The following is a 25,432-nucleotide window of genomic DNA, read 5'->3' on the forward strand; positions in this document are numbered from 1 at the left end:
GCAAGCGCTTGCTCTGCACCGTGGACTAACCCTCACAAACGACAACCCGCCCCGAAGGGCGGGCAATTCGGCATGCCTTCGTGCGGGATGGAGGAAACGACCGAGGTTAATGAAATGGGTATTCATTTATGCAGGTCGGGGGTAAAAATGCGATCTTTGCAGACTGAATGCGCTATATCACTCATCGCGTAGGTTTCGTGTTAGGTCACAGTTTTGCGGAATTTGCAGCGGGGTAGGGCGGCTCGCGCACGCGAGCGAGATTTCTAGTCTGGGTGACGTCATCGACCCGTAGTAAAGGAGTACATAATGAGTGATACATTCACTGCCGCTGTCGTCGAAGAATTCGGACCTACCCTGAATATCCGCGAGGCGGATCTTCCGGAACCGGGTCGCAACCAAGCACTCGTGCGTAACCTTGCGTCGGGCATCTGCCACACGGACGTCCACGCCGCGGAAGGCGACTGGCCTGTGAAGCCGGAGCCACCGTTCATCCCGGGGCACGAGGGCGTGGGCGAAGTGGTCAAGCTGGGGCCGGGCGAGCACACCGTCGAGGTAGGCGACATCGTGGGCAACGTCTGGCTGTGGTCCGCGTGTGGTGTGTGCGAGAAGTGTCGTACCGGCTGGGAAACGTTGTGTGACGAGGCGGAGTATGGTGGCTACACCGTGGACGGCTCGTTCGGCGAGTACATGCTCGTGGACACCCGCTACTGCGCGCGCATCCCGGAAGGCTCGGACCCGATCGAGGTCGCGCCGATTCTTTGCGCTGGCGTCACGGTCTACAAGGGACTCAAGGTCTCAGAGACGCGCCCGGGCCAGTTCATGGTCATCTCCGGCATCGGTGGACTGGGGCACATCGCGGTGCAATACGCCGTCGCCATGGGCATGCGCGTCATCGCGGTGGATATCTCAGAAGAGAAGCTAGCGCTGGCGAAGAAGCACGGCGCCGAGTACACCGTCAACGCCAAGGAAGCGGACCCGGCCGAGGCCGTTACCGAGTACACCAAGGGCGGCGCCCACGGCGTGCTCGTCACGGCCGTCCATCCGCAGGCGTTCGGCCAAGCCATCGGCATGGCGCGCAAGGGCGGCACTATCGTCTTCAACGGCCTGCCGCCGGGAGAGTTCCCCGCGCCCATCTTCGACATCGTCTTCAAGGGCCTCACCATCCGCGGCTCGCTCGTGGGTACACGCCAGGATCTCGAGGAGGCGCTCGACTTCTACGCCCGCGGCATGATTAAGCCGACGGTCGAGGAGGTCAAGCTCGACGAGGTCAACGAGGTCTTCGAGGGGCTTATCAAGGGCGGCATCGAAGGCCGCCGCGTCATTCGCTATTAGGGAGGAGTCCGCGCCGCACGCACGCGGCGCGGGCGCATCTAGGCCGTGGCCTCGTAGAGCCCGCGGCCCCACCAATCGTTGTCATCGGCAAGCCCCGGCGGGCAGGCGAAGATGGCAGACGACTCGTAGCGCACGTATTCATTCATCTTGTCCGACTTCGCGAGCTTCTTTTGAATGGGGATAAACCGCTCGGCAGGGGAGTTAACGATTGCGATGAAGAACAACCCCGCGTCCATATGACCGAAGTCGTCGATGCCATCCGTGAAGTTATACGCACGCCGTAGCATGCGCGCTCCGCCATTTTCCTGGTGGCTCGCTAGCCGCGCATGCGCCGTAAGCGGAATGACCGGGCCCGACGTACCGACATACTCGTCGAGCGGCAGCTCGTCGAACTCGTTCTCACGGCCGAGCGGCGCGCCTGAGCTCTTGACGCGACCAAACGTCTCCTCCTGGTCGGAGAGCACCTGCCGGTCCCAATTCTCCAGCAGCATACGAATGCGTCGCGTGATGAGGAACGTGCCGCCGTCGAGCCATGAGTTCGTGCCGGAGACCCAGATATGTTCGTCCGCCAGGTCGGTGTCCTCGGCCTTGATATTGTTCGTGCCGTCTTTAAACCCGAAGAGGTTGCGCGGGGTTTGTTGGTCGCGTGTCGTGGCTGACGCGTGGCCGAAGCCGAGCTGCGACCACTTGTATTCGACCACGCCGCGGCCAGCGCGCGCGAGGTTGCGGATGGCATGCACGGCGACCTGCGGGTCGTCCGAGCATGCCTGGATGGCGATGTCTCCGCCGCAGAGCTTTCCGATGAGCTGGTCTCCCGCAAACTTCGGCAAATCCTCCAGCTCGGCCGGACGTGCGGAGGCAAACCCAAAGCGCTCGTCAAAGAGCGAGGGGCCAAAGCCGATGGTGAGCGTGAGGTTCGCCGGCTCCAGGTCGTAGGCCTCGCCGGTATCCTGCGGGACGGAGTGCTGGCCCACGTCAGCAATATTCTCGTCGACGGTGGTCAGGCCCTGCGTCATGCGCCGCGCCATGGCGGTCCATGTGCGCAGGAGCTCCTCGAGTTCCGCGCGGTCTTGTGTTACGACGTTGAACGCCGCGAAGTGGAGACGGTCCTGCTGCGCCGTGACGATGCCGGCTTGGTGCGCGCCGTTGAACTTTACGATAGCCGCGGCGGCTGTGACTCCGTCCCGGCCGGAGCTATCGGAGCATGCTGCGACCGTCCCCGCGGCGAGCAGACCGGCCCCGCCGAAGAGCGCGCGACGGCTAAATGAACGACTCATGGCTAGCTCGCTACGACTTCCTGGACGGTGGAGACTTTTTCGGTGAGGACATCGAGGGCATCGGAAAGCTCGCGGCGTTCCTCTTGAGAGACCTTGTCGTAGGAGACGAAGCCATCGCCCTCGCGGTACGCGTCGAGCAGCGTCTGGACGGCGTCGAAACGCTCGTTGATGTCGGTGAGCAGCTGTGGGTCGCGCTCGTTGAGCGCCTTCTCCAGCGACGCGATGGCCGCGCGGGAGCCGTCGAGGTTCGCCTGGAAGTCGTAAAGGTCGGTGTGGGAGAAGATGTCTTCTTCGCCGGTGATCTTGGACGTGGCGATCTCGTCGAGCAGGCCCTGAGCGCCGGACGCGATCTGGACGGGCGCGAGCGTGTAGTCGTCCGCGGCCACGCCGTCGACGAGCTCCGCGATGTCCTGTTTGAGCTGGGCGGCGTCCGCCTTGGTCTCGTCCGTGATCTTCTTGTTTACCCAGAGATCCTTTTCGATCTTGTGGAAGCCGGACCAGGTGTCGCCCTCTTGGATGTCGGCCTCGCGTAGGTCGATGCGCGGGTCGAGGTCGTTCGGGAAGGACTCCGCCACGGGTTCGATGCGCTCGTATGGGGTGCGTGCGAGCGGGAAAAGTTCCTTTGCGGTGTCGATATCGTCGGACTCGATGGCGGCGACGAACGCGTCGACCTGGCCCTGCAGCGCGGTGGTCTGCGAGCGGACGTAGGAGATGTACCCGTCGACGGCCTGGGTGAGGACCTCGTCGGTGGAGGCTTCCACGGCCTCGCCGGTCACCTTCAGCGTTTGGGAGAAGCCGTCGCCGACCATTCCCGGCTTACACGTGAGTGTGTAGTCACCCGGGTCCGTTATTTGGACGACGAGCTTGCGGGTGGCGCCTGGGCCGATGTTTTCGACCTCGCCGACGACGCGGCCGCCGGAGGTGTAGACGTAGAACTCCGTGGTCTTCTCACCGTTATTGGTGACTTCGAAGGTCGAGGTGCCGGTGGTGGCCTCGGCGCCGGAGACGGTGCAGGCGTCGTCCGTGGCGGCGACCGTGAAGTTGGTGGATTGCGATTCATCGACTTTGTCCGCGCAGGCGGTGAGCGATCCCAGCGCGAGGGCGGCGGCGAGAACGGAAGCGGTGCGGTTCATGAGTAGTTAGGCTTTCTTAGTCGGTCGGAGAAACAGGTACAGAGCGATAACGAGGTAGACGGCCCAGCCCACCATGGACAGCGCGGTGGGCGCGGGGACAAGGTTGAAGATGCCCTCGATAAACGTCGCGAGCGCGGTGCCCGGGACGATGATGTGCGAGACGTCGAAGGCGAGTGCGTGCAGGCCCGGCAGCAGGCCGGCCTCCTGGAGGTCCGTAAGGCCGTAGCGCAGGATGCCTGCGGCGACGATGACGAGCAGGATGCCTGTGACGCGGAAGAACGTGCGCAGGTTGATGCGGATAGCGCCGAAGTACATGGCCACGGCCACCGCGACGGCGATGGCGATGCCTAGCGAGAGACCAAGCGCTGGCGTGGCCGAGGAACCGTAGGCAAAGGTGTCGAAGACGAGCAGCGCGGTTTCGATGCCCTCGCGGACGACGGCCATAAACGCCAGGACAAAGACAGAGCCGGGGCCGACGGCGATGGCGTGTTCGAGCTTGCCTTCGAGCTCAGCCTTCATATTCTTCGAGGCGCCGTGCATCCACAGCAGCATGTAGCTCACCAGGGCCACGGCGACGAGGCTGCCGATGCCCCCAATAATCTCCTGGCCCACCGTGGTCAGCGTCTTGGTGCCGTAGTAAATGATGGCGAAGACGGCGAGCGTCACGGCGATGGCAGCGGCGACGCCGGCCCAGACCCAGCGCATCTGCTTCGAGTGTCCGGACTTGGTGAGGTAGGCGGCGAGGATGGTGACGACCATGGCGGCCTCGAGGCCCTCGCGCAGGCCGATGAGGAGGTTGGCGAATAACATGGTGTCCTTCCTGGGCAGGTGGGGTGGCGGCGGGTCGCGCCGCTTTTATTATCCGACTCAGGTTAGGCTTGCCATAATAAAACGGGCGTGATGTGTGACGGCATGCAAAAGGGGCAGCACACGTAAGGTGAGGCTACCCCAATTTGTGTTAAGCCGCGGTTGCGGCGTGAAGTGCGGAATGTGCTGGTTAGAGCGTGAGACTGCCGTTGACGAGGCCCCACACGGCGGCGATGGCGCCGACGAAGACGAGGGCGACGACGAACCACTCGAAGCCGTTGAAGACGCGCTCCTTCTTGGCTAGGCGCGTGCCGACGTAGGGGATGAGACCCGGGATGACGGCGAGCGCGCCGAGGAGGACGTAGACGAGGTCGGCGGCGTAGATGAGCCACAACGAGTAGATGAAGGCGACGAGGCCAATGGCGAGGTGGTGGCGGTTCTCGCGCGGGGAAACCTCGGGGCCCGAAAGGTCGAATTTGTCGCTGGGGCGCGTGAAACCGCGGCCGCGGGAGGCCAGCAGCACGAGGTAGAGCGCGGAGAAGATGTACGGCAGGAGGTACATGATGGTGGCGAGCTGGACCATTGCGTTATACGAGGTCTCGTTCAGGTAGAACACAACGACGAAGATCTGGATGGCGATGGTCGAGATGAGCTGCGCGACCCACGGGGCACCCGCGATGTTCACGGTGCCGATGCGGCGGGGGAGCAGGCCGTCGACGGCCATGAGCACGATGGGCTCGGCGCAGAGCATCTGCCAGGAGACGTAGGCGCCGAGGACGGACAAGCACAGGCCGAGCGAGATGAGCGCGCCGCCCCAGTGGCCGACGACGGCGGTGAGCACGGAGGCCATTGAATTATCCGGGAGCGCGGCGAGCTCGGCCTGGCTTAGCACGCCGAAGGAGAGCGTGGAGACGGAGACAAGGAGCGCGAGCACGGAGATAAAACCGATGACGGTGGCGCGGCCGACGTCGCGGCGGGTGCGTGCCTGCTTGGAGTAGACCGAAGCACCCTCGACGCCGATGAAGACCCAGACGGTGAACAACATGATGCCCTGGATCTGCTCGAAGAGCGGCGTGCCGGAGTCCTCGCCCCAGAAGTCGAAGGTGAACTTGTCCCAGCTAAAGCCGAAAAACGCGACGAGCACGACGAACGCCAGGATGGGTACGAGCTTGGCCACGGACGTCACCATATTCATAAATGCGGCCTGCTTGATGCCGCGGGCGAGCACCGCGAAGATCGTCCACGACAGCGCGGAGACCGCGATGGCCGAGGCTAAGCGGTGGTCCACGTCGAAGAACGGCACGTAGTGCCCGATCGTGTTAAAGAACAATGTGGCGTAGCCGACCTGCGCCATGACCGAGCCTAGCCAGTAGCCCCAGCCCGAGGTAAAACCGATAAAGTCGCCCAAGCCCGCGCGCACGTAGGAATAGACGCCCGAGTCGAGCGCTGGCTTGCGCTGCGCCAGGATCTGGAAGACGAAAGCGACGGAGAGCATGCCCACGCCTGCGATGAGCCAGCCGATGAGCATGGCGCCCGGGCCTGCGACCGACGCGATGTTCTGTGGGAGAGAGAAGATGCCCGCGCCGACGGTGGAACCGATGATGAGCGCGACGAGAGTCCAGATGGTGACGGAGTGGGTGCGCGCGCCCGAGCCGTCTGCCGTGGCGGCGCCCGTAAGGGCTGCTGCACCTGTGGAAGAGTTGTTCATTTGTATAAAATTACAGACTTGACGCGGCGGGTGAAAACCGTTGTGAGAAACTAGGAGCCATGACTGTTCTGTTGCTCGATGAACGCTGGCCCGACCTCATTCCCATGGAGGCGCTCGCGCGGGTGACCCAGCCGGTGACGTATACCGGCGAGTTGCCCGTCAGGGTGCGCTGGAACTTCGGGGACCTCGTCACGAAAATCGACCCTACGGGCGTCGGCACCATCGTGACTACGAACGCCGCGGACCCCGCCGTCGCCGTCCGTATCAGCGCCGGCGAGGAGATTATCGAGGCCACCTCGCGCCACGAGCCGGTCTACGAGGCCCAACGCATCATGTCTGCCGCGCGCTCGCGCGGCGAGTGGGAGATGGGCCAAACCCACCGCTCGCTCTTGCCGTACCTCGCGGAGGAGACGCGGGAGTTTGCTGCGGCGGTGGAGGAGGGGGCATCGGAAAGCGAGCTGTGCACAGAGCTCGGAGACGTGCTGCTGCAGGTGCTCTTCCATGCGGAAATCGCCGCGCGCCGCGGCGCCTTTGATTTTGGCGACGTTGCCACGAGCTTCGTGCGAAAAATGCGCAGCCGCGCGCCCTACTTGTTCGACGGCTCGACCGGCGTCGTGTCGGTCGAGCGCCAAGACGAGCTGTGGGCGCGCGGCAAGGCGAGCGAAGTTTAAGCCTTCGAGGACAGGGTCTCGACGAACGGGAGGACCGTCTCGAGCTGCGAGGACAGGCCGAAGCTGCCCGGTGCGTCAGCCTTGACGATGCCGCAGGCCTGCGCGCGCTGCGCGGTCTGGGTGGAGTACTTCACGGCCGCCAGCGCCAGCGCCGGGTTGGTCGTGCCTTCGACCTTGCCCAGGCCCTGGAGGCCCTTGGCGAGCTGGCTCTGCGTGGTGGTCTCCGTGAGGAGCTGGCCCTCGGTGGCGGAGTCGATGCCCTGGAGTACGGTCTTCAGCGTGCCGCAGTCGACGGTGTTGATGACGCCGGACGCGATGGCGTCGGCGCCGAGCAGGGTGCCGAGGTCGAGCTGTGCGGCGGACGCGGACGGGACGATAGTGAGGGACAGGGCGGCCGCAGCGGCGGCGGTGGCGCGAAGCTTCATGAAAATTCCTTATAACGGTGAGGGAAGAACAACAACACGGTAGAGAACAAAGTTCCGCGCTCACCTTAATCGCGAATGTGACAAAAGTAAATAGTTGAGACTTAATTGTCATAATCTAGGCGTCGGGTGGGGCAACGCGGCGCAAGTGCGGGGGAGCGCTAGGATTGTCCGTCATGACTGATTGGGTAAAGCGCGCGGGTGGCTGCGGATGTGCTGCGGTCCTCGCCGTAATCCTCGTCGTCTCTCTCGTCGCGTGGCTCATGTCGTATTTCCATGTGCCGTCTCCCACGCGCACGCTCCAGCCTGTCGATGCCGTCGTCCCACCGGCTGTGCCCGAGCCCGTCGCGCTCATAGACGTCCACGCACCTGGCCGCACCGCAGACGAGCTACGCGAGTGGTCCGCCCCGCTCGCCGCGTCGACGGACGTCTCGGGGCAGGCCCTGCGTGCCTACGGCAACGCGGAACTCATCGCCCGCGACGCCTGGCCCGAATGTCACCTGCGGTGGAACACCCTCGCGGGCCTTGGGTGGGTCGAAACCCGCCACGGCACCTACGGTGGCAGCTGGCTGAAGCCGTCGAACCTCGACGCCACCGGCCGCCCCGACCCGAAGATTGTGGGCATTCCGCTCGACGGCACGAATAACACGGTGCGCATCGAGGACACTGACGGCGGCCGCCTCGACGGCGACACGGAATTTGACCGCGCCGTGGGCCCCCTCCAGTTCATTCCCAGCACGTGGGAACACTTCGGCCTCGACGCGGACGGCGACGGCGTCGCCGACCCACAGCAGATTGATGACGCCGCGCTGAGCGCCGCCAAGCTGCTCTGTGATAACGACCGCGATCTCGCCGTGGAAGAGGACTGGCTCGAGGCTATCTATGCCTATAACAATTCGCGCGACTACGTCACCCGCGTTGCCAAGGCTGCGAACTCCTACGCCGTGCCGCAGCCAGCAAACTCCTAAAACAAACCCCGCCAACGCCCGTCCGGATGCCCGTTCGGTCTCCCGTCGAACAAAGGTGGGAAATGCCACACTTTCGGGCGTAATCGGGCACTCCGGCATGGTTTTCCAGCTGAATCGGGCTCCGGCGGCGCTGTGTGAGTCGCCCATGTCCGCTGTACGGACTGTGAGCTTGCTGATTTTTCTGCCCAGCCCCGCCACAGATCGCAAAAATCTGGAACAATTGTGGGCGGAATAAAAACTTCCTCGTTTCAGGCTGGAACGCATAGAACCTTACGCGCACTGCCGGACTGATTCGGACCCTTTCAGACCACACACAATGTTTACAGGAGTGAGCACATAATGGCTGGCATCATGCACGTATTTGGCCGTGAGATTCTGGATTCCCGCGGCAACCCGACCGTTGAGGCTGAGGTTTTCCTTGAGGATGGTGCACACGGCGTCGCCGGCGTTCCGTCCGGTGCGTCCACCGGTGTCCACGAGGCCCACGAGCTGCGTGATGGTGGCGACCGCTACCTGGGCAAGGGCGTTCTCAACGCCGTCCACAACATCAACGAGGAAATCGTGGACGAGGTCGCCGGCATGGAGGCCGACGACCAGCGCCTCATCGACGCCAAGCTCATCGAGATTGACGGCACGGAGAACAAGTCCCGCCTCGGCGCCAACGCCATCCTCGGCGTGTCCATCGCCGTTGCGAAGGCTGCCGCTGAATCCGCTGGCCTGCCGCTCTACCGCTACATCGGTGGCCCGAACGCCCACCTCCTGCCGGTTCCGATGATGAACATCGTCAACGGTGGCGCCCACGCCGACTCCGGCGTTGACGTCCAGGAGTTCATGATTGCCCCGATCGGTGCCGAGTCCTTCTCTGAGGCTCTGCGCATGGGCGCTGAGGTCTACCACTCCCTGAAGTCCGTTATTAAGTCCAAGGGTCTGTCCACCGGACTCGGCGACGAGGGTGGCTTCGCCCCGGAGGCAGAGTCCACCAAGGCGGCTCTCGACCTTATCGTCGAGGCCATCAAGAAGGCTGGCCTGGAGCCGGGCAAGGACATCGCCCTGGCGCTTGACGTTGCCTCCTCCGAGTTCTACAAGGACGGCAAGTACCACTTCGAGGGCGGCGAGCACACCGCTGAGGAGATGGCCAAGGTCTACGAGGACCTCATCGCGAACTACCCGATCGTCTCCATTGAGGACCCGCTGCAGGAGGATGACTGGGAGGGCTACACCAAGCTCACCGCCGCCATTGGCGACAAGGTTCAGATCGTCGGCGACGACTTCTTCGTCACCAACCCGGCCCGCCTGGCCGAGGGCATCGAGAAGAAGGCCGCCAACGCCCTCCTCGTCAAGGTCAACCAGATCGGCACCCTCACCGAGACCTTCGACGCTGTCGAGATGGCCCACCGCGCTGGCTACCGCACCATGATGTCCCACCGTTCCGGTGAGACCGAGGACACCACCATCGCTGACCTCGCTGTCGCCCTCAACTGCGGCCAGATCAAGACCGGTGCCCCGGCTCGTTCCGAGCGTGTGGCCAAGTACAACCAGCTGCTGCGCATTGAGCAGGAGCTTAGTGATGCCGCCGTCTACGCCGGCCGTTCCGCCTTCCCGCGCTTCCAGGCTTAAAGCCCCGCGTCGCGCCCACCGCGTGGCATGCGCACAGCGCCCAGCTCGCTGACGACTATCCCGCCGTCCACTTCGGACGGCGGGATTTTTGCGTGTGGACTCGCGCCGCGCCCGGAGATCGACACGGCGGCGGGCTAGGATGGGAAGTCCTATGGCACCCAGCTCGAAGAAGAAGTCGCGGACGACCGTCCCCGTTGCCTCTCGCGACGCGGACCGTCGTGCAGCTGCGCGCGCCGCCGCGAAAGACCGGGCGGAGGCGCGCACGCGCCTCGACATCCTGGGCTGGGGCATTTTGGTTCTCGCGCTCATCATTGTGCTCGTCGCGGTGGCCATGCCGCTCAATAACTACTACCAGGGCCGCGCGGAGATTGCGCGCCTTAACGAGGCCATCGCTGCGAAGAGTGCGGAGAAGGAACGCCTCCTCACCGAGATCGACAAGTACCGCTCGGAGTCGTATATCGAGCAGGAAGCCCGCCGCCGCCTGGGCGTGGTGAAGCCGGGGGAGACCGCGTACCGCATCCTCGATCCTACGATGACGCACGACTCCGCCGTGACGACGGATAAGACGCAGGTTGAGGACTCCCGCGACTGGTACACGGTCCTGTGGGATTCCTTCGCCGAGCCGCCTGTGGACAACGGCGCCGTCTCCGACAGCCCGAACGCCGCAGAAACCGGCGAGTCCGGCGAAATCTCCGAGGCCGTGTCCGAGGCCGTGTCCGAGGCCGTCTCGGAGCAGCAAGTTCCCGCCGACGCAGAGGGCGCGCACGCTCCCGCCGAACCCGCCGCCCAGTAGCCGGCACGAAGTAGCCGCGAAGTAGCCGCGGGGCGGTAGACGGCCGCGTTCTTCGCCTCCGCGCGCGGTGTGCGACAATATGGGGCATGACCGCGCAAGAAAACGACGCCGCCCAGTTGGCGGCCGATCTCGAGATCGTCAAGGAGCAGCTTGGCCGCCCGGCCCGCGGCGTGCTCGCCATCGCGTACCGTACTCCGGACGGCCAGCCCGCCGTCGTGAAGACCGCGCCGCGCCTGCCCGATGGCACGCCGTTTCCCACGCTGTATTACCTCACGGACCCGCGGCTCACGGCTGAGGCCTCGCGCCTCGAGGTCGCCCACGTCATGAAGTGGATGGAATCCCGCCTGGCCGAGGACGAAGAGCTCGCCGCGGACTATCAGCGCGCCCACGAGCACTTCCTGGCTGAGCGCAACGCCATCGAGGACCTCGGCACGCAGTTCTCCGGCGGCGGCATGCCGGACCGCGTCAAGTGCCTCCACGTGCTCATCGCCTACGCGCTTGCCGAGGGCCCGCAGCACTTCCGCCTGGGCACCGAGGCCGTCGCCATGGCCGCCGAGTACAAGGATCTGCGCGGCACCGCCATTCCGCAGGACTGGCCGACGGTCGAGGAGCTGGGCATCGACATGACCCAGTTCGACGTGCCCAACGCCTAGAACCCGGCACGATTACACACACCGTATCTGCAAGGAGATTCCCATGACCCGTGTGGCAGCCGTCGACTGCGGCACAAATTCCATCCGTCTACTTATCTCGGACGTGCAGCCGGATGGCACCATCCGTGATATCACGCGTCTCATGGAGATCGTGCGCCTAGGCGAGGGCGTCGACGCCACAGGTGAGTTCGCTCCGGCCGCGCTCGAGCGTACCCGCGCGGCGCTCAAGAAGTACGTCAAGCAGATGAAGTTTGAGAAGGTCGAGCGCGTGCGCATGGTCGCCACCTCCGCCTCGCGCGATGCGAGCAACCGCGAGGAGTTCTTCTCCATGACTGCGGAGCTGCTTGGCGAGATTCAGCCCGGTGCACGCGCCGAGGTCATCTCTGGCGACGAGGAGGCGAAGCTCTCCTTTACCGGCGCCGTCGCGGACTTGGGCCGCGATGAGGCACCCTACTGCGTCATCGACGTGGGCGGCGGATCCACCGAGTTCGTGGTCGGCACCGCGGACGGCGAGCTGCTTGGCGCGCATTCGGCGCAAATGGGCTCGGTGCGTCTCACGGAGCGCATCATGCGTTCAGACCCGGCCACGGAGACGGAGCTGGAGATTGCCCGCGACTACGTCGCCGAGCGCATGGAGGATGTCCTCAAGATTGTGCCGCTCGACCAGGCGCGCACTTTCGTCGGCTGCGCTGGCACGTTTACCACGATGTCGGCGCTGGCCCAGGGCCTAGAACGCTACGACTCCGATGCCATTCACGGCTCCGTCCTGCGCTTCGACGCCCTGCGCGTGCTCATTGACCAGATTCTGATCGAGACCAGCGCCTCGCTCGTGCTCAACCCGGTCATTCACCCGGGCCGCGCGGACGTCATTGGCGGCGGCAGCATGGTCGTCCAGGGCATCATCGACGCCGTGGAGAAGGTCACCGAGGCCCGCTCCTTCGTCATCAGCGAGAAGGACATCCTGGACGGCATCATTGCAGGTCTCGCTGCCAAGCTTGCCGATGCCCCCACCTCCTAAAGGCCCGCACCTCCCACCGGACGGCGCCTAAGTCCGTCCCAATTTTTAGTGCCCGTGGCGAGTGCAATAAGCTAAAGGCACCGAAGGCCCCCATAGCCCAATCGGCAGAGGCAGTTGACTTAAAATCAATTCAGTCTGGGTTCGAGTCCCAGTGGGGGCACCACACAGCACACCGCCAGGATTTTCCTGCGGCCCTGCGCGCATAATTCGGGGGAAATCCATCGCAGGGCGAGTACTCAATGTACTTGGACGGCGTGACAGGCGAGACGTGGCAGCGCGGCGTGCATGTCACGGATTCACTTTGAGGTCTTTACCTCCATCGATGACATTACGGATAGGACGAATAACGTGTTGACCTCGTAAATCGTGGTGCCGGAAGACGTGGCGTGTGATGTCTATAAACAGAGTGAGTACCACGACTCGACGCGCAACCTCGACAGAATCACGCTGGAGACAGACAACGTGTTCTCCGATGGCTGGGACGCCGCCGGAAGGCAGCCGGGGCGCCTCGCAGGCGAGTGAGTCCGCGTAAGAAAGTCCAACGCGCAGGCGGGAACTTCTGCGCGACTTCATGCGTTAAATAGAGGAGAAGAACAAGAATTCTGTGAAAGGACAGTGACTTCCGTGCGCTCTAGCAACCCGGTCATGAACTCTCTGACCAGCTCCAGCCAGGACAGCTACTCTGCAAACCCCTACGCTGGCAGCTCTTTTGACGGCAACCACTACGCACAGCAGGGCTCTGCTGAGCGTCCCATGACCGTTGATGATGTGGTGACGAAGACCGGCATTACCCTCGCCGTCATTATCGTCGGCGCCATTGTCAACTTCGGCATCGCGATCTTCGTGAGCCCGGGTCTGGCCTCGCTGCTCACGCTCGTGGGAGCGCTGGGCGGCTTTGTAACGGTCCTCGTGGCCACGTTCGGTAAGAAGTGGGGCTCCGCGGCCACCACGCTTATCTACGCCGTCTTTGAGGGCCTGTTCGTGGGCGGGTTCTCCTTCATGTTCACCAACGTGACGGTCGGCGGCGCGTCTGCTGCCTCGCTCATCGGCCAGGCAGTGCTCGGTACCGTGGGCGTGTTCATTGGCATGCTCTTCGTCTACAAGACGGGAGCGGTGCGCGTGACGCCGAAGTTCAACAAGATCATGCTGGGCGCGCTCGTGGGTGTGGCTGTGCTGGCGCTGGGCAACCTGCTGCTCGCACTGTTTACCGGCTTCAGCCCGCTGCGTGACGGCGGCCCGCTGGCGATTATTTTCTCGCTCGTGTGCATCGTCCTCGGTGCGCTGTCCTTCCTCACGGACTTCGACCAAGCAGACCGTCTCATCCGCGCGCAGGCTCCGGCTCGCAACGCCTGGGGCGTGGCGCTGGGGCTCGCCGTGACGCTGGTCTGGCTCTACACGGAGATTCTCCGTCTGCTGAGCTACTTCCAGAATCGCTAAAAGCTTTTAAAACACAGTGCCCGCGGTGACGTGATTACCGCGGGCACTGTCGTATTTTCGTGAGGTTTGAACAGGCTCTATAGCAGCTTCATGGGTAGTACCTGTATGTTGGCTTAATTGCACTTTGGTTATTTGGGGTAGGCGGGGGTAGCCGTTTCAAGCGTTGTGACGCGCGTCCCTACATGGTTGGTGTTGTGGCTGCCAACGCATATCCTGCGGACTTTAGTTGCTTTTTACTTTTGCGTTTAAAAGTCGTTATCCGGTTTGGTATTTCTTAATTCTGAGAATTAAGCCGTGAGGGGGAATGCGCCAAATAAATTGTGCAAAATTGTTCGTGGGGGACACGTTCAGGGTGGTGGTACCTGCGGGGGTGGTGCCACCGCCCGGCGCGGCGGGGGCACTGCTACTCGGGGGTGGTGCCACTGCCGCGTGGCTGTCCTGAGGGAAGGGCGGCAACGCGAAAGCCCGGCCGCACTACGGTGCGGCCGGGCTTTGAGTGTTGGCGTGCTTACTGAGCAGACTGCTGAGCAGTGGCGGCAGCGCCTTCGACCGCGGTGGCGGCAGTGGCTGCGGCGCCCTCGACGCCTTCCTCAGCGGCGGTAGCAGCACCCTCAACCGGGGTGGCCTCTCCCGCAATCGTGGCGGCCGGGGTTGTGACCATGGTTGCGGTGTTGTCTGCAGACTTTTCTGCGGTGACGTTCGGTGCCTGGGTCACGGCGTTGGTGACCTTGACCTCAGAGTCCTTCTCGTGAGCCGGGTGGCATGCCGCAAGAGAGACAGCGGCGGCCACGAGTGCCACAGAAGCAGTGAATTTCTTCATGATGAACAATCCTTGGGTGATGAGAGAAATTAAGCCCCGCGCGGAGTAGCGGCCTTGGCGGAGTCGTACGGAGCGGCGGACTCGATGGTCACCGAGATGGTCTTGCCATTGGGAGCGGTGTACTCACGGGTCTCGCCCTCGTGCGCGCCGAGGATGGCGGCGCCCAACGGGGACTGCTCCGAGTAGGTCTCCAGGTCCTGGTTGTCCGAGGCGGCAGCGCGGGTACCGATGAGGAAGGTTTCCTTATCGTCCTTGTCACCGTTGTAGTAGACGTGGACAACGGTGCCGACGTTGGCGACGCCTTCCTCGACACCGGAACGCTCGGTGGTGGAGTTAGCGAGGACCTCGGAGATCTGCTTGATGCGGGCCTCTTCCTGGTCCTGCATCTCACGCGCGGCGTCGTAGCCAGCGTTCTCCTTGAGGTCGCCTTCCTCGCGGCGCTCGTTGATTTCCGCAGCAACGACCGGGCGGTGGTCGATAAGAGCCTGCAGCTCCTCTTCGAGCTTGGCTTTGGTTTCCGGAGTGATGTATTGCTTCTGGTGCTCAGCCATGCGGCGACCTTCCCTTAAAGATGGATTGTGAGGTTTGCTGGTGCAACCAGCATAAGGGCCCAGCCGCAACGAGCGGCCAGACCATGTGTGACTCAAAATTTTAGCACAGCGATATGCCCACGTCGGCCATGGTGTGGTTCGCGGTTTGGGGAAGTGCGTGCGCGGGGCGCGGGCTAGGACTCGACGTTGTACTGCGGGTTCTCCGTGTCGAGGTACGGTGGGACAAGGCTGGAGCAACCGTAGACGCCGCCAGCGACGGCGCGGGCGTTGGTGGGAACGTCGACGGAGACACGGATCGACTCCTTGCCGTCGGGAGCAAGAGCGATTTCGCGGCGGCCGACCTCGGCCTTCTCGTAGTCGTAGGCGACGAGAATGCAGTAGGCGGCTTCCTCGGGACGCGAGCGCGTGATGTCAGCCCACACGCGCGTGGTGTCATCGCTGATGATCTGCTGGGTGACCATGGAGATTTCAGCGTTCGTTTGCTCGCGCGATTGGAAGTAACGGAAGCCGTAGAAGATGGTGGCAATGATGACGGCGACGAAGACCAGCGCGATGGCTTTGCTCGTGATGTTGAAAGAGTCTTCGCGGGATTCATGGTTGGTACGTTCTGCGTAGCGGGCGGAACGGCGCGACTGGCCGCCATCAGATGTGCTCATGAAGACCTAGTTTAGCCCGTGTTCGCGTGTGCTAGAAAGTGGCCTAAACTGTGTAGGGTTACAAGCTTGAAGCGATGAGAAATGATAGTAGGGGTTACTGATGAGCGGATCGCGCCTCATGGCCATTCACGCGCACCCGGATGATGAGTCGTCCAAGGGTGCAGCGACGACCGCAAAGTATGCCGCAGAGGGCAACGACGTCCTTGTTCTTACCTGCACCGGCGGCGAGCGCGGCGACATTATCAATCCGGCGATGGACAAGCCGGGCATTGTGGAACACATGGCTGAAGTGCGCCACGAAGAAATGGCGCGCGCCGCCGCGGCCTTGGGCGTGCAGCACCAGTGGCTGGGCTACGTCGACTCCGGCTTGCCGGAGGGCACCCCGGAAGAAATTGAGAACCTGCTGCCCGAGGGCTGCTTTGCCAAGATCGGCGATGATAACGCTGCGCAGGCGATGGTCAAGGTCATTCGTGAGTTCCGCCCGCACGTCATCGTTACCTATGACGAAAACGGCGGCTACCCGCACCCGGACCATCTCATGGTCCACCGCGCGTCCATGATCGCGTGGGAGAAGGCCGGCGACGCGGACTACCACCCGGAGCTGGGCCAGCCGTGGGAGCCGCTCAAGCTCTACTACACGCACGGCTTCGTCTTCCAGCGCATGAAGCTCTTCCACGACGAGCTACTGGCAGCGGGTAAGCCGAGTCCGTACTCGCCGATGATGGCCCGCTGGGACACGACGTTCGGCGACATCATGTCCCGTGTTACCACGCAGGTCGAGTGCGGTGATTACTTCGAGCAGCGCGAGGCGGCGCTGCGCGCCCACGCGACGCAGATCGATCCGGCCGGAGCGTTCCTCATTACGCCGGCGGCGGACCAGCGCCGCCTTTGGCCTACGGAGGAATTCGAGCTCGCGCGCACCCGCGTGGCGACGGATCTTCCGGAGACCGATCTATTTGCGGGCATCCAAGAAAAAGAGGAAGCTTAAACCATGACCATTGTTAGTACTCTCGCCGCTGCTACGTCCTCCGTGCAGCCGACGCTGTACGTGCTCGCGCAGTCGACCGCGTCAGATGGCCCGATGGGCCCTGAGTTTGGCAAGGCCTCGCCCATTGGCCTGCTTGTCCTCGCGCTCATGGGTGTCGCCGTGCTTACCGCTGGCTGGTTCTTCCATCGCCGCTACTCGCGCTTCCGCCGCCGCCAGCTCTTCGCGCAAGATCACGGCATTGATCCTTTCGACCAGGAGGCTCTCGATGCCGCGATGAAGGACGCCGGCATTTACGACAACAGCAAGAAGTACATCTTCTAGTCTCGTGCCTACACACCCGCGGGATGGCCTCGTGCCGCTCGCGGGTTTCTCATGTCGCGGGTGCGGTGTCCCGTCTCATGGGGTATAGGCTCACCCCCGTATGCTACGGTAAGCGGTATGTTCGTTCACCGATTTTATTTTGGCAAGGCTCCGGGTATGACCCGCGCGCTTGCCACGTTGTCGGCATAACGCACACCTTTTAAGCCCGGAGCCTTGAAGCAGCCCTCACGATGAGGAGCTGCTTTTTGTTTGCCGCTCCGAGGCTTGGAAGCTTGCGGGGCGGCGGCTCATCCCGAACCACAGAAAGTTTCCCGCGATGTCCGCACCCGTCTCCCTGTCCCACCCGGCCTCGACGTCCAACCGCCGTGTCCGCGCCTTCCATGAGCTGCCCACGCCGGCCGAGCTCCAAGCAGAACATCCGCTCACCCCGGAGCAAATGGCCGCCGTCGAGCGTGACCGCCAGGAGATCGCGGAGGTCTTCGACGGCGAAGATGACCGCCTCGTCGTGGTCGTTGGTCCCTGCTCCATCCATGACCCGGTCGCGGCGATGGACTACGCCAACCGTCTGGCGCCGCTCGCCCGCGCGCTGTCGGACGACCTCAAGGTGGTCATGCGCGTGTACTTCGAAAAGCCGCGCACGACGGTGGGGTGGAAGGGTCTTATCAACGACCCGCACCTGGATCAGAGCTTCGACATCCCGGGTGGCCTGCGCCTGGCCCGCAAGATTCTCACCGACGTCGTCAACCTGGGGCTGCCCACCGCATGCGAGTTCCTGGAGCCGAACTCCCCGCAGTACTACGCGGACGCCGTCGCCTGGGGTGCCATCGGCGCCCGTACGACGGAGTCCCAGGTCCACCGCCAGCTCGCCTCCGGCATGTCCATGCCCATTGGCTTCAAGAACGGCACGGACGGCAACGTCCAGGTTGCCATCGACGCGGTGGGCGCCGCCAGCGAGCCGCACTTCTTCTTCGGCACCTCGGATGACGGCGCCCCGTCCGTCGTGGAGACGGACGGCAACCGCCATTGCCACATCATCCTGCGCGGCGGGACGAGCGGACCGAACTTTGAGGCGGCATCGGTAAGCTCTGCAGTGGAGACGCTGGGGGAGGACGCGCGCCTGATGATTGATGCCTCGCACGCAAACTCCGGCAAGGATCACGTGCGCCAGGCTGAGGTCGCGCGCGACATCGCGGCGCAGGTCGCGGCCGGGAACGAGCACATCGCGGGCATTATGCTCGAGTCCTTCCTGGTGGGCGGCGCGCAGAAGTTGGGCGATGACCCGAGCGAGCTCACCTACGGCCAGTCGATCACGGATAAGTGCATGGACTTCGACGTCACTGTGGATTTGCTGGCAGAACTGGCCTCGGCGGTTCGCGCGCGGCGTGCAGGGCGCTAGACTAGACACCGTGAAATTTGAGCCACGACTGCCCGCGCTGCCGAAGGTCCTCTACCCGTTGTACGAGGCCCGGCTTCTACGCGATCTCAAGGGCGTTCCGCAGCCCAAGCACGTGGCGATTATGGCGGACGGCAACCGCCGCTGGGCGCGCGAGGCCGGCTTCGAGGATGTGAGCCACGGCCACCGCGTGGGTGCAGCGAAGATCGGCGAGATGATCGGCTGGTGTGCTGACACCGAGGTTGAGGTCGTCACCATTTATCTGCTCTCCACGGAGAACCTCAAGCGCTCCGCGGAGGAAGTCGACCTGCTCTTCGACATCATTTCCGATGTTATTGAGCACCTGTCCAGCATGGAGCTCGACTGCCAGGTCCGCCTCGTGGGCCACCTCGACCTGCTGCCGGATGTCGTGTCGTCCCGTATGCAGGCGGCGGCGGAGCCCACCAAGGATAACGAGGGCATTATCGTCAATGTGGCCGTAGGCTATGGCGGGCGCCAGGAGATCGTGGACGCCGTCCAAAACCTCATCCGCGCCGAGGCCGCTGCGGGAATCACCGCTGCGGAGATGGCCTCGCGAATTACTGCGGAGTCCATCACGTCACACCTGTACACGAAGGGGCTACCGGACCCGGACCTCGTGATCCGTACTTCTGGCGAGCAGCGACTGTCCGGCTTCCTCCTGTGGCAGTCCGCGTACTCCGAGATTTGGTTCACGGATACCTACTGGCCCGCGTTCCGCAAGATCGACTTCCTGCGCGCGCTGCGCGATTACTCGCAACGCTCCCGGAGGTTTGGCAAGTGACAACGGTCTTTTACACCAGCGTCTACGGCGCGACGCGCGAGTATGCCATGGAGCTGGGGCAGCTTCTCGATGCCTCCGTGGTGGACTTCGCCGATGCCTCGCTCGCCCCGTCCGACGGCCCTGTCATCGTGGCTTCTCCGGTCCATGGCCCCAGTGTTCCAGCTGCGTCCTTCATTAAGGACCACGACTTCGGCTCGCGTCCGGTCGCCGCGGTGGCTGTGGGCATGACGCTGCTCGAGGTCGCGCGTGAGAAGGACCAGCTCGCCGGGATGGTCCCAGACGTTGCGCGTTTTTACCTGCCTGGCCGCATGAACTACTCGGAGCTGTCCGCCGCGCACCGCACGGTGATGACGGGCATCATCTCCGCGCTCAAGCTCAAGCCGCGCAAGTCAGAAAACGAGCGTGCGATGATCGAAGCCTACGACCACGACGTCGATCGCGTGGACTTCGCAGAGCTGGCGCCCATTGTGGAGTGGGCTCGCGCGCACGGCGCTTAAAGTTTGCGCATGCGCACGCGCTCGACGTGGTGATTCTCGCCCTTGCGCAGCACCAGTGAGGCGCGCACGCGGGTGGGCAGAATATTCTCCACGAGGTTGGGCAGGTTGATGGACTGCCAAATCTCGCGCGCCTGCGTATACGCGCGGGTGTCGTCCAAGTCCGCGTAGTGGGAAAAGTGCGCGCCGGGCTGGCGGAATGCGGTCTGGCGCAGCTTGAGGAAGCGGTCGATGTACCACTTCTCGACAATCGAGGTGCGGGCGTCGACGTAGACGGAGAAATCCACGAGGTCAGAGACCATGAGCGTGGGGCCAGTCTGAAGGACGTTGAGGCCCTCCAGGATGAGGATGTCAGGTTGTGCGATGATCTGCTTCTTGCCTGGCACGATGTCGTAATTGATGTGGGAGTAGACGGGGGCTTCGACCTTCGGGCGGCCGGACTTTACCTCGGTGACAAAACGCATGAGCGCGCGGCGGTCATAGGACTCGGGGAAGCCCTTGCGGCTCATGAGCCCGCGTTCCTTCAACGTCGCGGTGGGGTAGAGGAATCCATCCGTGGTGACGAGGTCGACTTTGGGGTGGGACTCCCAGCGCTGCAGCAGTACCTGCAGCAGACGCGCCGTGGTGGACTTGCCCACGGCCACGGAGCCGGCGACGGCGATGACGAACGGGACGTGATTAGGTGGGTTGCCCAGGAAGTGGTCCGTGGCCGTCGTGAGCTTCTGGCGGGCGGAGACCTGCATGTGGATAAGGCGGGAGAGCGGCAGGTAGATGTCTGCGACTTCGTGAAGATCAATGTTTTCGCCGATGCCGGAGAGCTCCTCGACCTCGGCGGCCGTGAGTACTTGTGGCATGGAATTGCGCAGTGCCCGCCACGCTTCGCGGTCGAAGTCGAGGTACGGGCTGGGATCGGTAAAGCGCGCCATGGCGTCCATTGTCGCACTCTCTGCCGCTTTCCCCGCATTCGACCCCGGCGTAGGCTGAAACGATTTCCGCGGGGTTCGGGTGTTTCCCGGCTGTGAGCTGCTCTATGATGATAGGCAGCGTGCCCGGGTCCAGTCCCGCGCACCGCCCTGCAGGACTTTTAGACACGATACGTAAGGGACGTTAATGACTGCTAATAATGATGTGCGTTACCAGGAGATGCGCGAGCTCGACCCGGAGGTCTTCCAGGCCATCGGCGGCGAAATCTCCCGCCAGCGCGACACCCTGGAAATGATTGCCTCGGAGAACTTCGTGCCGCGCGCCGTGCTGCAGGCACAGGGCTCCGTGCTCACCAACAAGTACGCGGAGGGCTACCCGGGCCGCCGCTACTACGGTGGCTGCGAGAACGTCGACATCATCGAGGACTTGGCCATTGCCCGCGCCAAGGAGCTCTTCGGCGCCGAGTTTGTCAACGTCCAGCCGCACTCCGGTGCGCAGGCCAACGCCGCGGTGCTCTCCGCTCTGGCCGAGCCGGGGGATAAGATCATGGGCCTGTCCCTGGCCCACGGCGGTCACCTCACCCACGGCATGAAGCTCAACTTCTCTGGCAAGCTTTATGATGTCGCCGCGTACGAGGTCGACGCGGAGACCATGCGCATCGACATGGACAAGGTCCGCGAGCAGGCCCTGGCTGAGAAGCCCAAGGTCATCATCGCTGGCTGGTCCGCCTACCCGCGCACCCTCGACTTCGCGGCGTTCCGTGAGATCGCGGACGAGGTCGGCGCCAAGCTGTGGGTCGACATGGCCCACTTTGCCGGCCTCGTGGCCGCTGGCCTGCACCCGTCCCCGGTTCCCTATGCTGACGTCGTGTCCACCACCGTCCACAAGACCCTGGGCGGCCCGCGCTCCGGCATGATCCTTGCCAAGGAAGAGCTTGGTAAGAAGATCAACTCCAACGTCTTCCCGGGCCAGCAGGGCGGCCCGCTTATGCACGTTATCGCAGCCAAGGCCATCGCGCTGAAGATCGCTGCGTCTGAGGACTTCAAGGACCGCCAGGCCCGCACCCTCGAGGGCGCGAAGATCCTCGCCGAGTGCCTCACTGCCGAGGACACCAAGGCCGCTGGCGTCGACGTCCTCACGGGAGGCACCGACGTCCACCTCGTGCTTGCGGATCTGCGCAACTCGGAGCTCGACGGCCAGCAGGCCGAGGACCTTCTCCACGAGGTCGGCATCACCGTCAACCGCAACGCCGTCCCGAACGACCCGCGTCCGCCGATGGTCACCTCGGGCCTGCGTATCGGCACCCCGGCCCTGGCCACCCGTGGCCTGGACGCCGCCGCGTTCACCGAGGTCGCCGACATCATCGGTACCGCCCTGGCCGCTGGCAAGAACGCCGACGTTGCCGCGCTGCGCGCTCGCGTGGAGAAGGTCGCCAAGGACTTCCCGCTCTACGAGGGCCTCGAGGACTGGAAGCTGGTCTAAGCGGTCTACAATAGCGGGCCATGCGCCTGCTTATCGTCGACAACCACGACTCCTTTACCTTCAACCTGGTGGAGTACGTGCGACGAGTCACCAACACCGAGCCCACGGTGGTGCCCAATGACACCCCGTGGGCTTCGGTCGATCTTGCGGCTGCCGATGCCGTCCTCATCTCACCCGGTCCCGGTACCCCAGCCAACCCCGCGGACCTGGGCATCACCGCCGACGTCCTGCGCGAGTTCGATGGCCCCATCCTCGGCGTATGCCTGGGCCTGCAGGCCATGGTGCATCTCGCCGGCGGCACTGTCGGACCGGCCCCGCGCCCTGCCCACGGCGAGGAGGCCCTCGTCGCCCACGACGGCACGGGTCTCTTCCGTGGTCTGCCCAATCCGCTGCCCGTCGTGCGCTACCACTCGCTTGCGGCCACTGAGGTCCCGGAGCGCTTTACTGTGACGGCGACGCTTACCGACGCTACGGCTGCCGAAGATGGCATGGTCATGGGCATAGCAGCTACCGAACGCCCCCGCTGGGCTGTCCAATTCCACCCCGAGTCCGTTCGCGCAGAAGCTGGCGAGGCGCTTATCGCGAATTTTCTGGAGCTCGCCCGCGCACACTACGCGTCCGAGTTCTTCGCTGTGCGCACCCTCGATCACGCTCTCGATCCGGCGGCCGTCGCGGCGCAGCTTACCGGCAACCGCTTCTGGCTCACCGAGGGCGAATTCAGCATCCTCGGCGACGACTCCGGCCCGCGCGCCCGGCACCTGTCCTTCGACGTCACCCGCGACGACGTCTTCGCCAAACTCTCCTCCGAGCTCGCTGCCCACCGTCTGCCTGACCGCGTGGGTCCCCCGATACCTGGCTGCGGTTTCGCGCTCGGCTGGGTGGGCTACTTCGGCTACGAGGTGGGAGAGCAGGTCCTGCCTGCTCTCCGCGGCCGCCTGCCCCACGCACCCGGCCCGGACGCCGAGTTCGTTTTCACTGACCGCGCCGTCGTCATCGACCATGCCCGCGGCGTGACCCATTGCGTGAGCCTGCGAGATGACACTGACTGGGACGTGGCGACCGCGGACGCGCCCGCCGCCATGCGGCATCCGGCCACCGCGCGGCTCATCCACGACGAGGCCGACTACCTCGCGCTCATCGACCGCGCCCAGGTGGCCATGGCGCGCGGCGAGTCCTACGAGGTCTGCCTCACCAACCGCCTTGAACTCCCGACGGCTCCCGAGCCGCTCGGCGCGTATCTCAGCCTGCGCGCGGATAACCCGACGCCGCGCAGCGGCTTTATCGACTTCGCAGGCAACGCGCTGCTGTCCACGAGCCCCGAGCTTTTCCTCGCCGTCGACGCGAATGGCCGCGTGACCTCGAAGCCCATCAAGGGCACGCGACCCCGCTCCGCTGATCCTGCCGAAGACGCCCGACTCAAGTCCGAACTCGCCGGCGCGAAGGAACGCTCCGAGCTACTCATGGTCGTCGACATGGTCCGCCACGATCTCTCGCGCGTTTGCGAACGCGTTGCCGTGCCTGCGCCGTTTATCGTGGAAAGCTACGCCACGGTCCACCAGCTGCTCTGCGTCATCGAAGGCCACCTGCGCGCCACGACCGCCACGCGACCTGCCGCCACCGCAGTCGACGTCCTCCGCGTCGCGTTCCCCGGCGGCTCCATGACGGGCGCGCCCAAGCTGCGCACGATGGAGATCATCGCCGCGCTCGAGGACACGTGGCGCGGCGTGTACTCCGGCGCCTACGGCTACCTCGGCCTGAACGGCGCGGCGGACTTCTCGATGACCATCCGCGGCCTTGTCATCCCCGGCGCCGAAGCCCGCTCCGCTGGTGCCCCCGCCGCCTATTACGGCATGGGCGGCGCCGTGCTCCACGTGAGCAACCCCCATGCCGAGTGGGAGGAAACCCTCGTGAAGACCCGGCCGCTGCGCGCCCTGGGAGTGGAGCTCTAATGCGCGTCGATTCTTTTCTCGTCCGCGACGGCCGCGCCATCCGCCCCGACCTGCACCGCACCCGCTTCGGCGCTGGCTATCCGTCCCTCGACGCGGTGCCGCGCACCGGCGAGTGGTTCCCCCGCATCACCGACTCCGGCGTCGATGTCCGTCCCGCCCCGCCGCTGCGCCGCACGACGACGCTGTGGATCCCGGAGACCAAAGACCCACGCACCACGCCTCACGTCAAGGGGCCTGATCTGCCGGTCCTCGGCGAGTTACGCGCGCAGGCCCGCGAATATGGCGCCGATGACGCTCTGCTCCACACCAACCGTCACGCACTCGAGGCCGCCAACGCCGCGCTCCTCGTCTTTGACGGCAGCGACTGGGTCCAGGCTCCCGAATCCCAGACGCTTGCGTCGACCACAGTCACCGCCGCCGTCGAGGCCGGGCTCCTGCCCACGCCGCGCCGTCGCGCTGTCCCACTCGCCGAACTAAAGAAATCCCCGGCTCTTGTCGCCAGCGCCCTCCACGGTTTTACACCCGTCGTCGCGTGGATCCACGACGGCCAGACGATCCCCGCGCCTGCCGTCGAGCTCGACGCCGCCGCTCTCAACGTAGCCCTGTGGCAGCGCGCCGAGCGCCTCTAAGCACGAAAGCCATGTCCCAATAGCAATAACCGCTGGTAGCGAAAAATCCGCGTCATGGCGCGACCTGCGCTTATTGCCAACGGGACAGTGCCTTTGTGAAGGAGACACGAAAAATCGCCGCGCCCGCGGACAACGGCGATGGGAAACGGGACTAGTCTTCGTCGTTTTCTGTGGCGCGGTGCGCAACCGACGGACCCACGGCGGTGCCGGGAGCAGCCCCCTCGGCAGCACGTGCGCGCTGCTCAGCATGCTGCTTGCGCGCGACGGTGAGCCACTCAGGCGCCTCATCGAGCAGGGCCTTGATCTCGGCCGTGGTGAGCGGGCGGTCCATGTCGTTCTTCTTCATGGCGTTGACGGAAATGCCCAGCTTCTGCGCCACGATGGGACGCGGGTGCGGGCCCTCCTGGCGTAGCGTGACAAGCCACTGGGGCGGGTTGTCCTGGAGCTCGCGCAGTTGCGCATGCGTGACGGCGCCGTTCTGGAATTCTTCCGGGGTGGCCGGAAGGTAAATGGCTCTTCCGGTTTTAGAGTGCATTGATTAGTTCGCCGGGGGTTCGGGCGTGGCACAAGATATTGGGGTCCTTGGC

26 protein-coding genes and 1 tRNA gene are annotated in these 25,432 nt (G+C 64.3%); 17 read left to right on the plus strand and 10 right to left on the minus strand.

Annotation, left to right across the window (positions count from 1 at the left end; genetic code table 11):
• The first annotated feature begins 306 nt into the window (after nt 1–306).
• Entirely contained in the window at nt 307–1,332 is a 1,026-nt protein-coding gene (locus tag ABJ196_RS11835) for a zinc-dependent alcohol dehydrogenase (protein WP_347307359.1), read from the plus strand.
• Nucleotides 1,333–1,370: 38 nt separating this feature from the next.
• Here ABJ196_RS11835 and efeB read toward each other — a convergent pair whose 3' ends face one another.
• The 4 genes from efeB to ABJ196_RS11855 form a co-directional block, all read right to left on the minus strand.
• Complete coding sequence (gene efeB / locus ABJ196_RS11840) at nt 1,371–2,609, minus strand: iron uptake transporter deferrochelatase/peroxidase subunit (RefSeq protein ID WP_347307361.1); 1,239 nt, start codon at nt 2,607–2,609, stop codon at nt 1,371–1,373.
• Nucleotides 2,610–2,611: 2 nt separating this feature from the next.
• Nucleotides 2,612–3,742, minus strand: coding sequence for an iron uptake system protein EfeO (efeO, locus tag ABJ196_RS11845; RefSeq protein ID WP_347307363.1), 1,131 nt, complete (start codon nt 3,740–3,742; stop codon nt 2,612–2,614).
• 6 nt (nt 3,743–3,748) lie between these two features.
• Nucleotides 3,749–4,552, minus strand: coding sequence for an iron uptake transporter permease EfeU (gene efeU / locus ABJ196_RS11850; RefSeq protein ID WP_347307365.1), 804 nt, complete (start codon nt 4,550–4,552; stop codon nt 3,749–3,751).
• Between the two features lie 187 nt (nt 4,553–4,739).
• On the minus strand, nt 4,740–6,257 hold the full coding sequence (locus ABJ196_RS11855; protein ID WP_347307367.1) for an amino acid permease: 1,518 nt from the start codon (nt 6,255–6,257) through the stop codon (nt 4,740–4,742).
• A 59-nt stretch (nt 6,258–6,316) separates the two neighbouring features.
• Here ABJ196_RS11855 and ABJ196_RS11860 point away from each other — a divergent pair, with 59 nt between their 5' ends.
• The gene (locus tag ABJ196_RS11860; RefSeq protein WP_347307369.1) at nt 6,317–6,928 is read left to right on the plus strand and encodes a MazG nucleotide pyrophosphohydrolase domain-containing protein; all 612 of its coding nucleotides are present in this window, start codon (nt 6,317–6,319) and stop codon (nt 6,926–6,928) included.
• Here ABJ196_RS11860 and ABJ196_RS11865 read toward each other — a convergent pair.
• Nucleotides 6,925–7,353 carry a hypothetical protein gene (locus ABJ196_RS11865; RefSeq protein ID WP_347307371.1) on the minus strand — a complete coding sequence of 143 codons (429 nt, stop codon included), beginning with the start codon at nt 7,351–7,353 and terminating at the stop codon, nt 6,925–6,927. The genes ABJ196_RS11860 and ABJ196_RS11865 overlap by 4 nt on opposite strands.
• Nucleotides 7,354–7,526: 173 nt before the next feature.
• Between ABJ196_RS11865 and ABJ196_RS11870 the strand changes: the two genes are divergently transcribed.
• The 7 genes from ABJ196_RS11870 to ABJ196_RS11900 all read left to right on the plus strand — a co-directional run bounded on the left by ABJ196_RS11870 (nt 7,527) and on the right by ABJ196_RS11900 (nt 13,836).
• The gene (locus ABJ196_RS11870; RefSeq protein ID WP_347307373.1) at nt 7,527–8,318 is read left to right on the plus strand and encodes a lytic murein transglycosylase; all 792 of its coding nucleotides are present in this window, start codon (nt 7,527–7,529) and stop codon (nt 8,316–8,318) included.
• A 339-nt stretch (nt 8,319–8,657) separates the two neighbouring features.
• Entirely contained in the window at nt 8,658–9,935 is a 1,278-nt protein-coding gene (eno, locus tag ABJ196_RS11875) for a phosphopyruvate hydratase (RefSeq protein ID WP_347307375.1), read from the plus strand.
• A gap of 151 nt (nt 9,936–10,086) precedes the next feature.
• Complete coding sequence (locus ABJ196_RS11880) at nt 10,087–10,728, plus strand: septum formation initiator family protein (RefSeq protein ID WP_347307377.1); 642 nt, start codon at nt 10,087–10,089, stop codon at nt 10,726–10,728.
• 86 nt (nt 10,729–10,814) lie between these two features.
• On the plus strand, nt 10,815–11,381 hold the full coding sequence (locus ABJ196_RS11885) for a DUF501 domain-containing protein (RefSeq protein WP_347307379.1): 567 nt from the start codon (nt 10,815–10,817) through the stop codon (nt 11,379–11,381).
• 43 nt (nt 11,382–11,424) lie between these two features.
• On the plus strand, nt 11,425–12,399 hold the full coding sequence (locus ABJ196_RS11890; protein ID WP_347307380.1) for a Ppx/GppA phosphatase family protein: 975 nt from the start codon (nt 11,425–11,427) through the stop codon (nt 12,397–12,399).
• Between the two features lie 86 nt (nt 12,400–12,485).
• Nucleotides 12,486–12,562, plus strand: a tRNA-Leu gene (locus tag ABJ196_RS11895).
• 461 nt (nt 12,563–13,023) lie between these two features.
• On the plus strand, nt 13,024–13,836 hold the full coding sequence (locus ABJ196_RS11900) for a Bax inhibitor-1/YccA family protein (protein ID WP_066491425.1): 813 nt from the start codon (nt 13,024–13,026) through the stop codon (nt 13,834–13,836).
• 508 nt (nt 13,837–14,344) lie between these two features.
• On the opposite strand, the gene ABJ196_RS11905 is transcribed toward ABJ196_RS11900, so the two are convergent.
• The 3 genes from ABJ196_RS11905 to ABJ196_RS11915 all read right to left on the minus strand — a co-directional run bounded on the left by ABJ196_RS11905 (nt 14,345) and on the right by ABJ196_RS11915 (nt 15,863).
• Nucleotides 14,345–14,656: a hypothetical protein gene (locus tag ABJ196_RS11905; RefSeq protein WP_347307382.1), complete on the minus strand. Its 312-nt coding sequence runs from the start codon at nt 14,654–14,656 to the stop codon at nt 14,345–14,347.
• A gap of 29 nt (nt 14,657–14,685) precedes the next feature.
• A complete protein-coding gene (greA, locus tag ABJ196_RS11910) occupies nt 14,686–15,207 on the minus strand; it encodes a transcription elongation factor GreA (protein ID WP_347307384.1) in 522 nt (173 codons plus the stop codon).
• 173 nt (nt 15,208–15,380) lie between these two features.
• On the minus strand, nt 15,381–15,863 hold the full coding sequence (locus ABJ196_RS11915) for a DUF4307 domain-containing protein (RefSeq protein ID WP_347307386.1): 483 nt from the start codon (nt 15,861–15,863) through the stop codon (nt 15,381–15,383).
• Nucleotides 15,864–15,963: 100 nt separating this feature from the next.
• Between ABJ196_RS11915 and mca the strand changes: the two genes are divergently transcribed.
• The 5 genes from mca (at nt 15,964) to ABJ196_RS11940 (ending at nt 19,864) form a co-directional block, all read left to right on the plus strand.
• Complete coding sequence (gene mca / locus ABJ196_RS11920) at nt 15,964–16,851, plus strand: mycothiol conjugate amidase Mca (RefSeq protein ID WP_347307387.1); 888 nt, start codon at nt 15,964–15,966, stop codon at nt 16,849–16,851.
• Nucleotides 16,852–16,854: 3 nt separating this feature from the next.
• On the plus strand, nt 16,855–17,172 hold the full coding sequence (locus tag ABJ196_RS11925; protein ID WP_347307389.1) for a hypothetical protein: 318 nt from the start codon (nt 16,855–16,857) through the stop codon (nt 17,170–17,172).
• A 316-nt stretch (nt 17,173–17,488) separates the two neighbouring features.
• Nucleotides 17,489–18,568, plus strand: coding sequence for a 3-deoxy-7-phosphoheptulonate synthase (locus ABJ196_RS11930; protein WP_347307391.1), 1,080 nt, complete (start codon nt 17,489–17,491; stop codon nt 18,566–18,568).
• 28 nt (nt 18,569–18,596) lie between these two features.
• Entirely contained in the window at nt 18,597–19,367 is a 771-nt protein-coding gene (locus ABJ196_RS11935) for an isoprenyl transferase (RefSeq protein ID WP_347307403.1), read from the plus strand.
• Entirely contained in the window at nt 19,364–19,864 is a 501-nt protein-coding gene (locus tag ABJ196_RS11940; RefSeq protein ID WP_347307393.1) for a flavodoxin domain-containing protein, read from the plus strand. Before ABJ196_RS11935 ends, ABJ196_RS11940 begins: the two co-directional genes overlap by 4 nt.
• On the opposite strand, the gene coaA is transcribed toward ABJ196_RS11940, so the two are convergent.
• Nucleotides 19,861–20,787, minus strand: a complete 927-nt coding sequence (gene coaA / locus ABJ196_RS11945; protein ID WP_257053768.1) for a type I pantothenate kinase — start codon at nt 20,785–20,787, stop codon at nt 19,861–19,863. The genes ABJ196_RS11940 and coaA overlap by 4 nt on opposite strands.
• A 184-nt stretch (nt 20,788–20,971) precedes the next feature.
• On the opposite strand from coaA, the gene glyA reads away from it, so the two are divergent.
• The 3 genes from glyA to ABJ196_RS11960 are packed head-to-tail and all read left to right on the plus strand — an operon-like array spanning nt 20,972 to nt 24,845.
• Nucleotides 20,972–22,267 (plus strand): serine hydroxymethyltransferase, encoded by a 1,296-nt coding sequence (glyA, locus tag ABJ196_RS11950; RefSeq protein ID WP_347307395.1) that lies wholly within the window; start codon nt 20,972–20,974, stop codon nt 22,265–22,267.
• A 20-nt stretch (nt 22,268–22,287) separates the two neighbouring features.
• A complete protein-coding gene (locus tag ABJ196_RS11955) occupies nt 22,288–24,216 on the plus strand; it encodes a chorismate-binding protein (protein WP_347307397.1) in 1,929 nt (642 codons plus the stop codon).
• Nucleotides 24,216–24,845, plus strand: coding sequence for an aminotransferase class IV (locus tag ABJ196_RS11960; RefSeq protein ID WP_347307399.1), 630 nt, complete (start codon nt 24,216–24,218; stop codon nt 24,843–24,845). The genes ABJ196_RS11955 and ABJ196_RS11960 overlap by 1 nt, the downstream gene beginning before the upstream one ends.
• Nucleotides 24,846–24,996: 151 nt before the next feature.
• On the opposite strand, the gene ABJ196_RS11965 is transcribed toward ABJ196_RS11960, so the two are convergent.
• Entirely contained in the window at nt 24,997–25,380 is a 384-nt protein-coding gene (locus tag ABJ196_RS11965) for a DUF5997 family protein (RefSeq protein WP_347307401.1), read from the minus strand.
• Nucleotides 25,381–25,432 lie beyond the last annotated feature (52 nt).

This window comes from Corynebacterium sp. SA-MJD20WY100 (assembly GCF_039822565.1).
In the GTDB taxonomy this organism is placed as follows: Bacteria; Actinomycetota; Actinomycetes; order Mycobacteriales; family Mycobacteriaceae; genus Corynebacterium; species Corynebacterium phoceense_A.

Coding starts and splice junctions, on each gene's coding strand:
- efeO (WP_347307363.1), bottom strand. CDS start 3,742: ATGAACCGCACCGCTTCCGTTCTCGCCGCCGCCCTCGCGCTGGGATCG.
- ABJ196_RS11915 (WP_347307386.1), bottom strand. CDS start 15,863: ATGAGCACATCTGATGGCGGCCAGTCGCGCCGTTCCGCCCGCTACGCA.
- ABJ196_RS11955 (WP_347307397.1), top strand. CDS start 22,288: ATGCGCCTGCTTATCGTCGACAACCACGACTCCTTTACCTTCAACCTG.
- ABJ196_RS11890 (WP_347307380.1), top strand. CDS start 11,425: ATGACCCGTGTGGCAGCCGTCGACTGCGGCACAAATTCCATCCGTCTA.
- ABJ196_RS11960 (WP_347307399.1), top strand. CDS start 24,216: ATGCGCGTCGATTCTTTTCTCGTCCGCGACGGCCGCGCCATCCGCCCC.
- ABJ196_RS11965 (WP_347307401.1), bottom strand. CDS start 25,380: ATGCACTCTAAAACCGGAAGAGCCATTTACCTTCCGGCCACCCCGGAA.
- efeU (WP_347307365.1), bottom strand. CDS start 4,552: ATGTTATTCGCCAACCTCCTCATCGGCCTGCGCGAGGGCCTCGAGGCC.
- ABJ196_RS11885 (WP_347307379.1), top strand. CDS start 10,815: ATGACCGCGCAAGAAAACGACGCCGCCCAGTTGGCGGCCGATCTCGAG.
- ABJ196_RS11925 (WP_347307389.1), top strand. CDS start 16,855: ATGACCATTGTTAGTACTCTCGCCGCTGCTACGTCCTCCGTGCAGCCG.
- greA (WP_347307384.1), bottom strand. CDS start 15,207: ATGGCTGAGCACCAGAAGCAATACATCACTCCGGAAACCAAAGCCAAG.
- ABJ196_RS11905 (WP_347307382.1), bottom strand. CDS start 14,656: ATGAAGAAATTCACTGCTTCTGTGGCACTCGTGGCCGCCGCTGTCTCT.
- efeB (WP_347307361.1), bottom strand. CDS start 2,609: ATGAGTCGTTCATTTAGCCGTCGCGCGCTCTTCGGCGGGGCCGGTCTG.
- eno (WP_347307375.1), top strand. CDS start 8,658: ATGGCTGGCATCATGCACGTATTTGGCCGTGAGATTCTGGATTCCCGC.
- ABJ196_RS11870 (WP_347307373.1), top strand. CDS start 7,527: ATGACTGATTGGGTAAAGCGCGCGGGTGGCTGCGGATGTGCTGCGGTC.
- mca (WP_347307387.1), top strand. CDS start 15,964: ATGAGCGGATCGCGCCTCATGGCCATTCACGCGCACCCGGATGATGAG.
- coaA (WP_257053768.1), bottom strand. CDS start 20,787: ATGGCGCGCTTTACCGATCCCAGCCCGTACCTCGACTTCGACCGCGAA.
- ABJ196_RS11880 (WP_347307377.1), top strand. CDS start 10,087: ATGGCACCCAGCTCGAAGAAGAAGTCGCGGACGACCGTCCCCGTTGCC.
- ABJ196_RS11865 (WP_347307371.1), bottom strand. CDS start 7,353: ATGAAGCTTCGCGCCACCGCCGCCGCTGCGGCCGCCCTGTCCCTCACT.
- ABJ196_RS11835 (WP_347307359.1), top strand. CDS start 307: ATGAGTGATACATTCACTGCCGCTGTCGTCGAAGAATTCGGACCTACC.
- glyA (WP_347307395.1), top strand. CDS start 20,972: ATGACTGCTAATAATGATGTGCGTTACCAGGAGATGCGCGAGCTCGAC.
- ABJ196_RS11930 (WP_347307391.1), top strand. CDS start 17,489: ATGTCCGCACCCGTCTCCCTGTCCCACCCGGCCTCGACGTCCAACCGC.
- ABJ196_RS11860 (WP_347307369.1), top strand. CDS start 6,317: ATGACTGTTCTGTTGCTCGATGAACGCTGGCCCGACCTCATTCCCATG.
- ABJ196_RS11855 (WP_347307367.1), bottom strand. CDS start 6,257: ATGAACAACTCTTCCACAGGTGCAGCAGCCCTTACGGGCGCCGCCACG.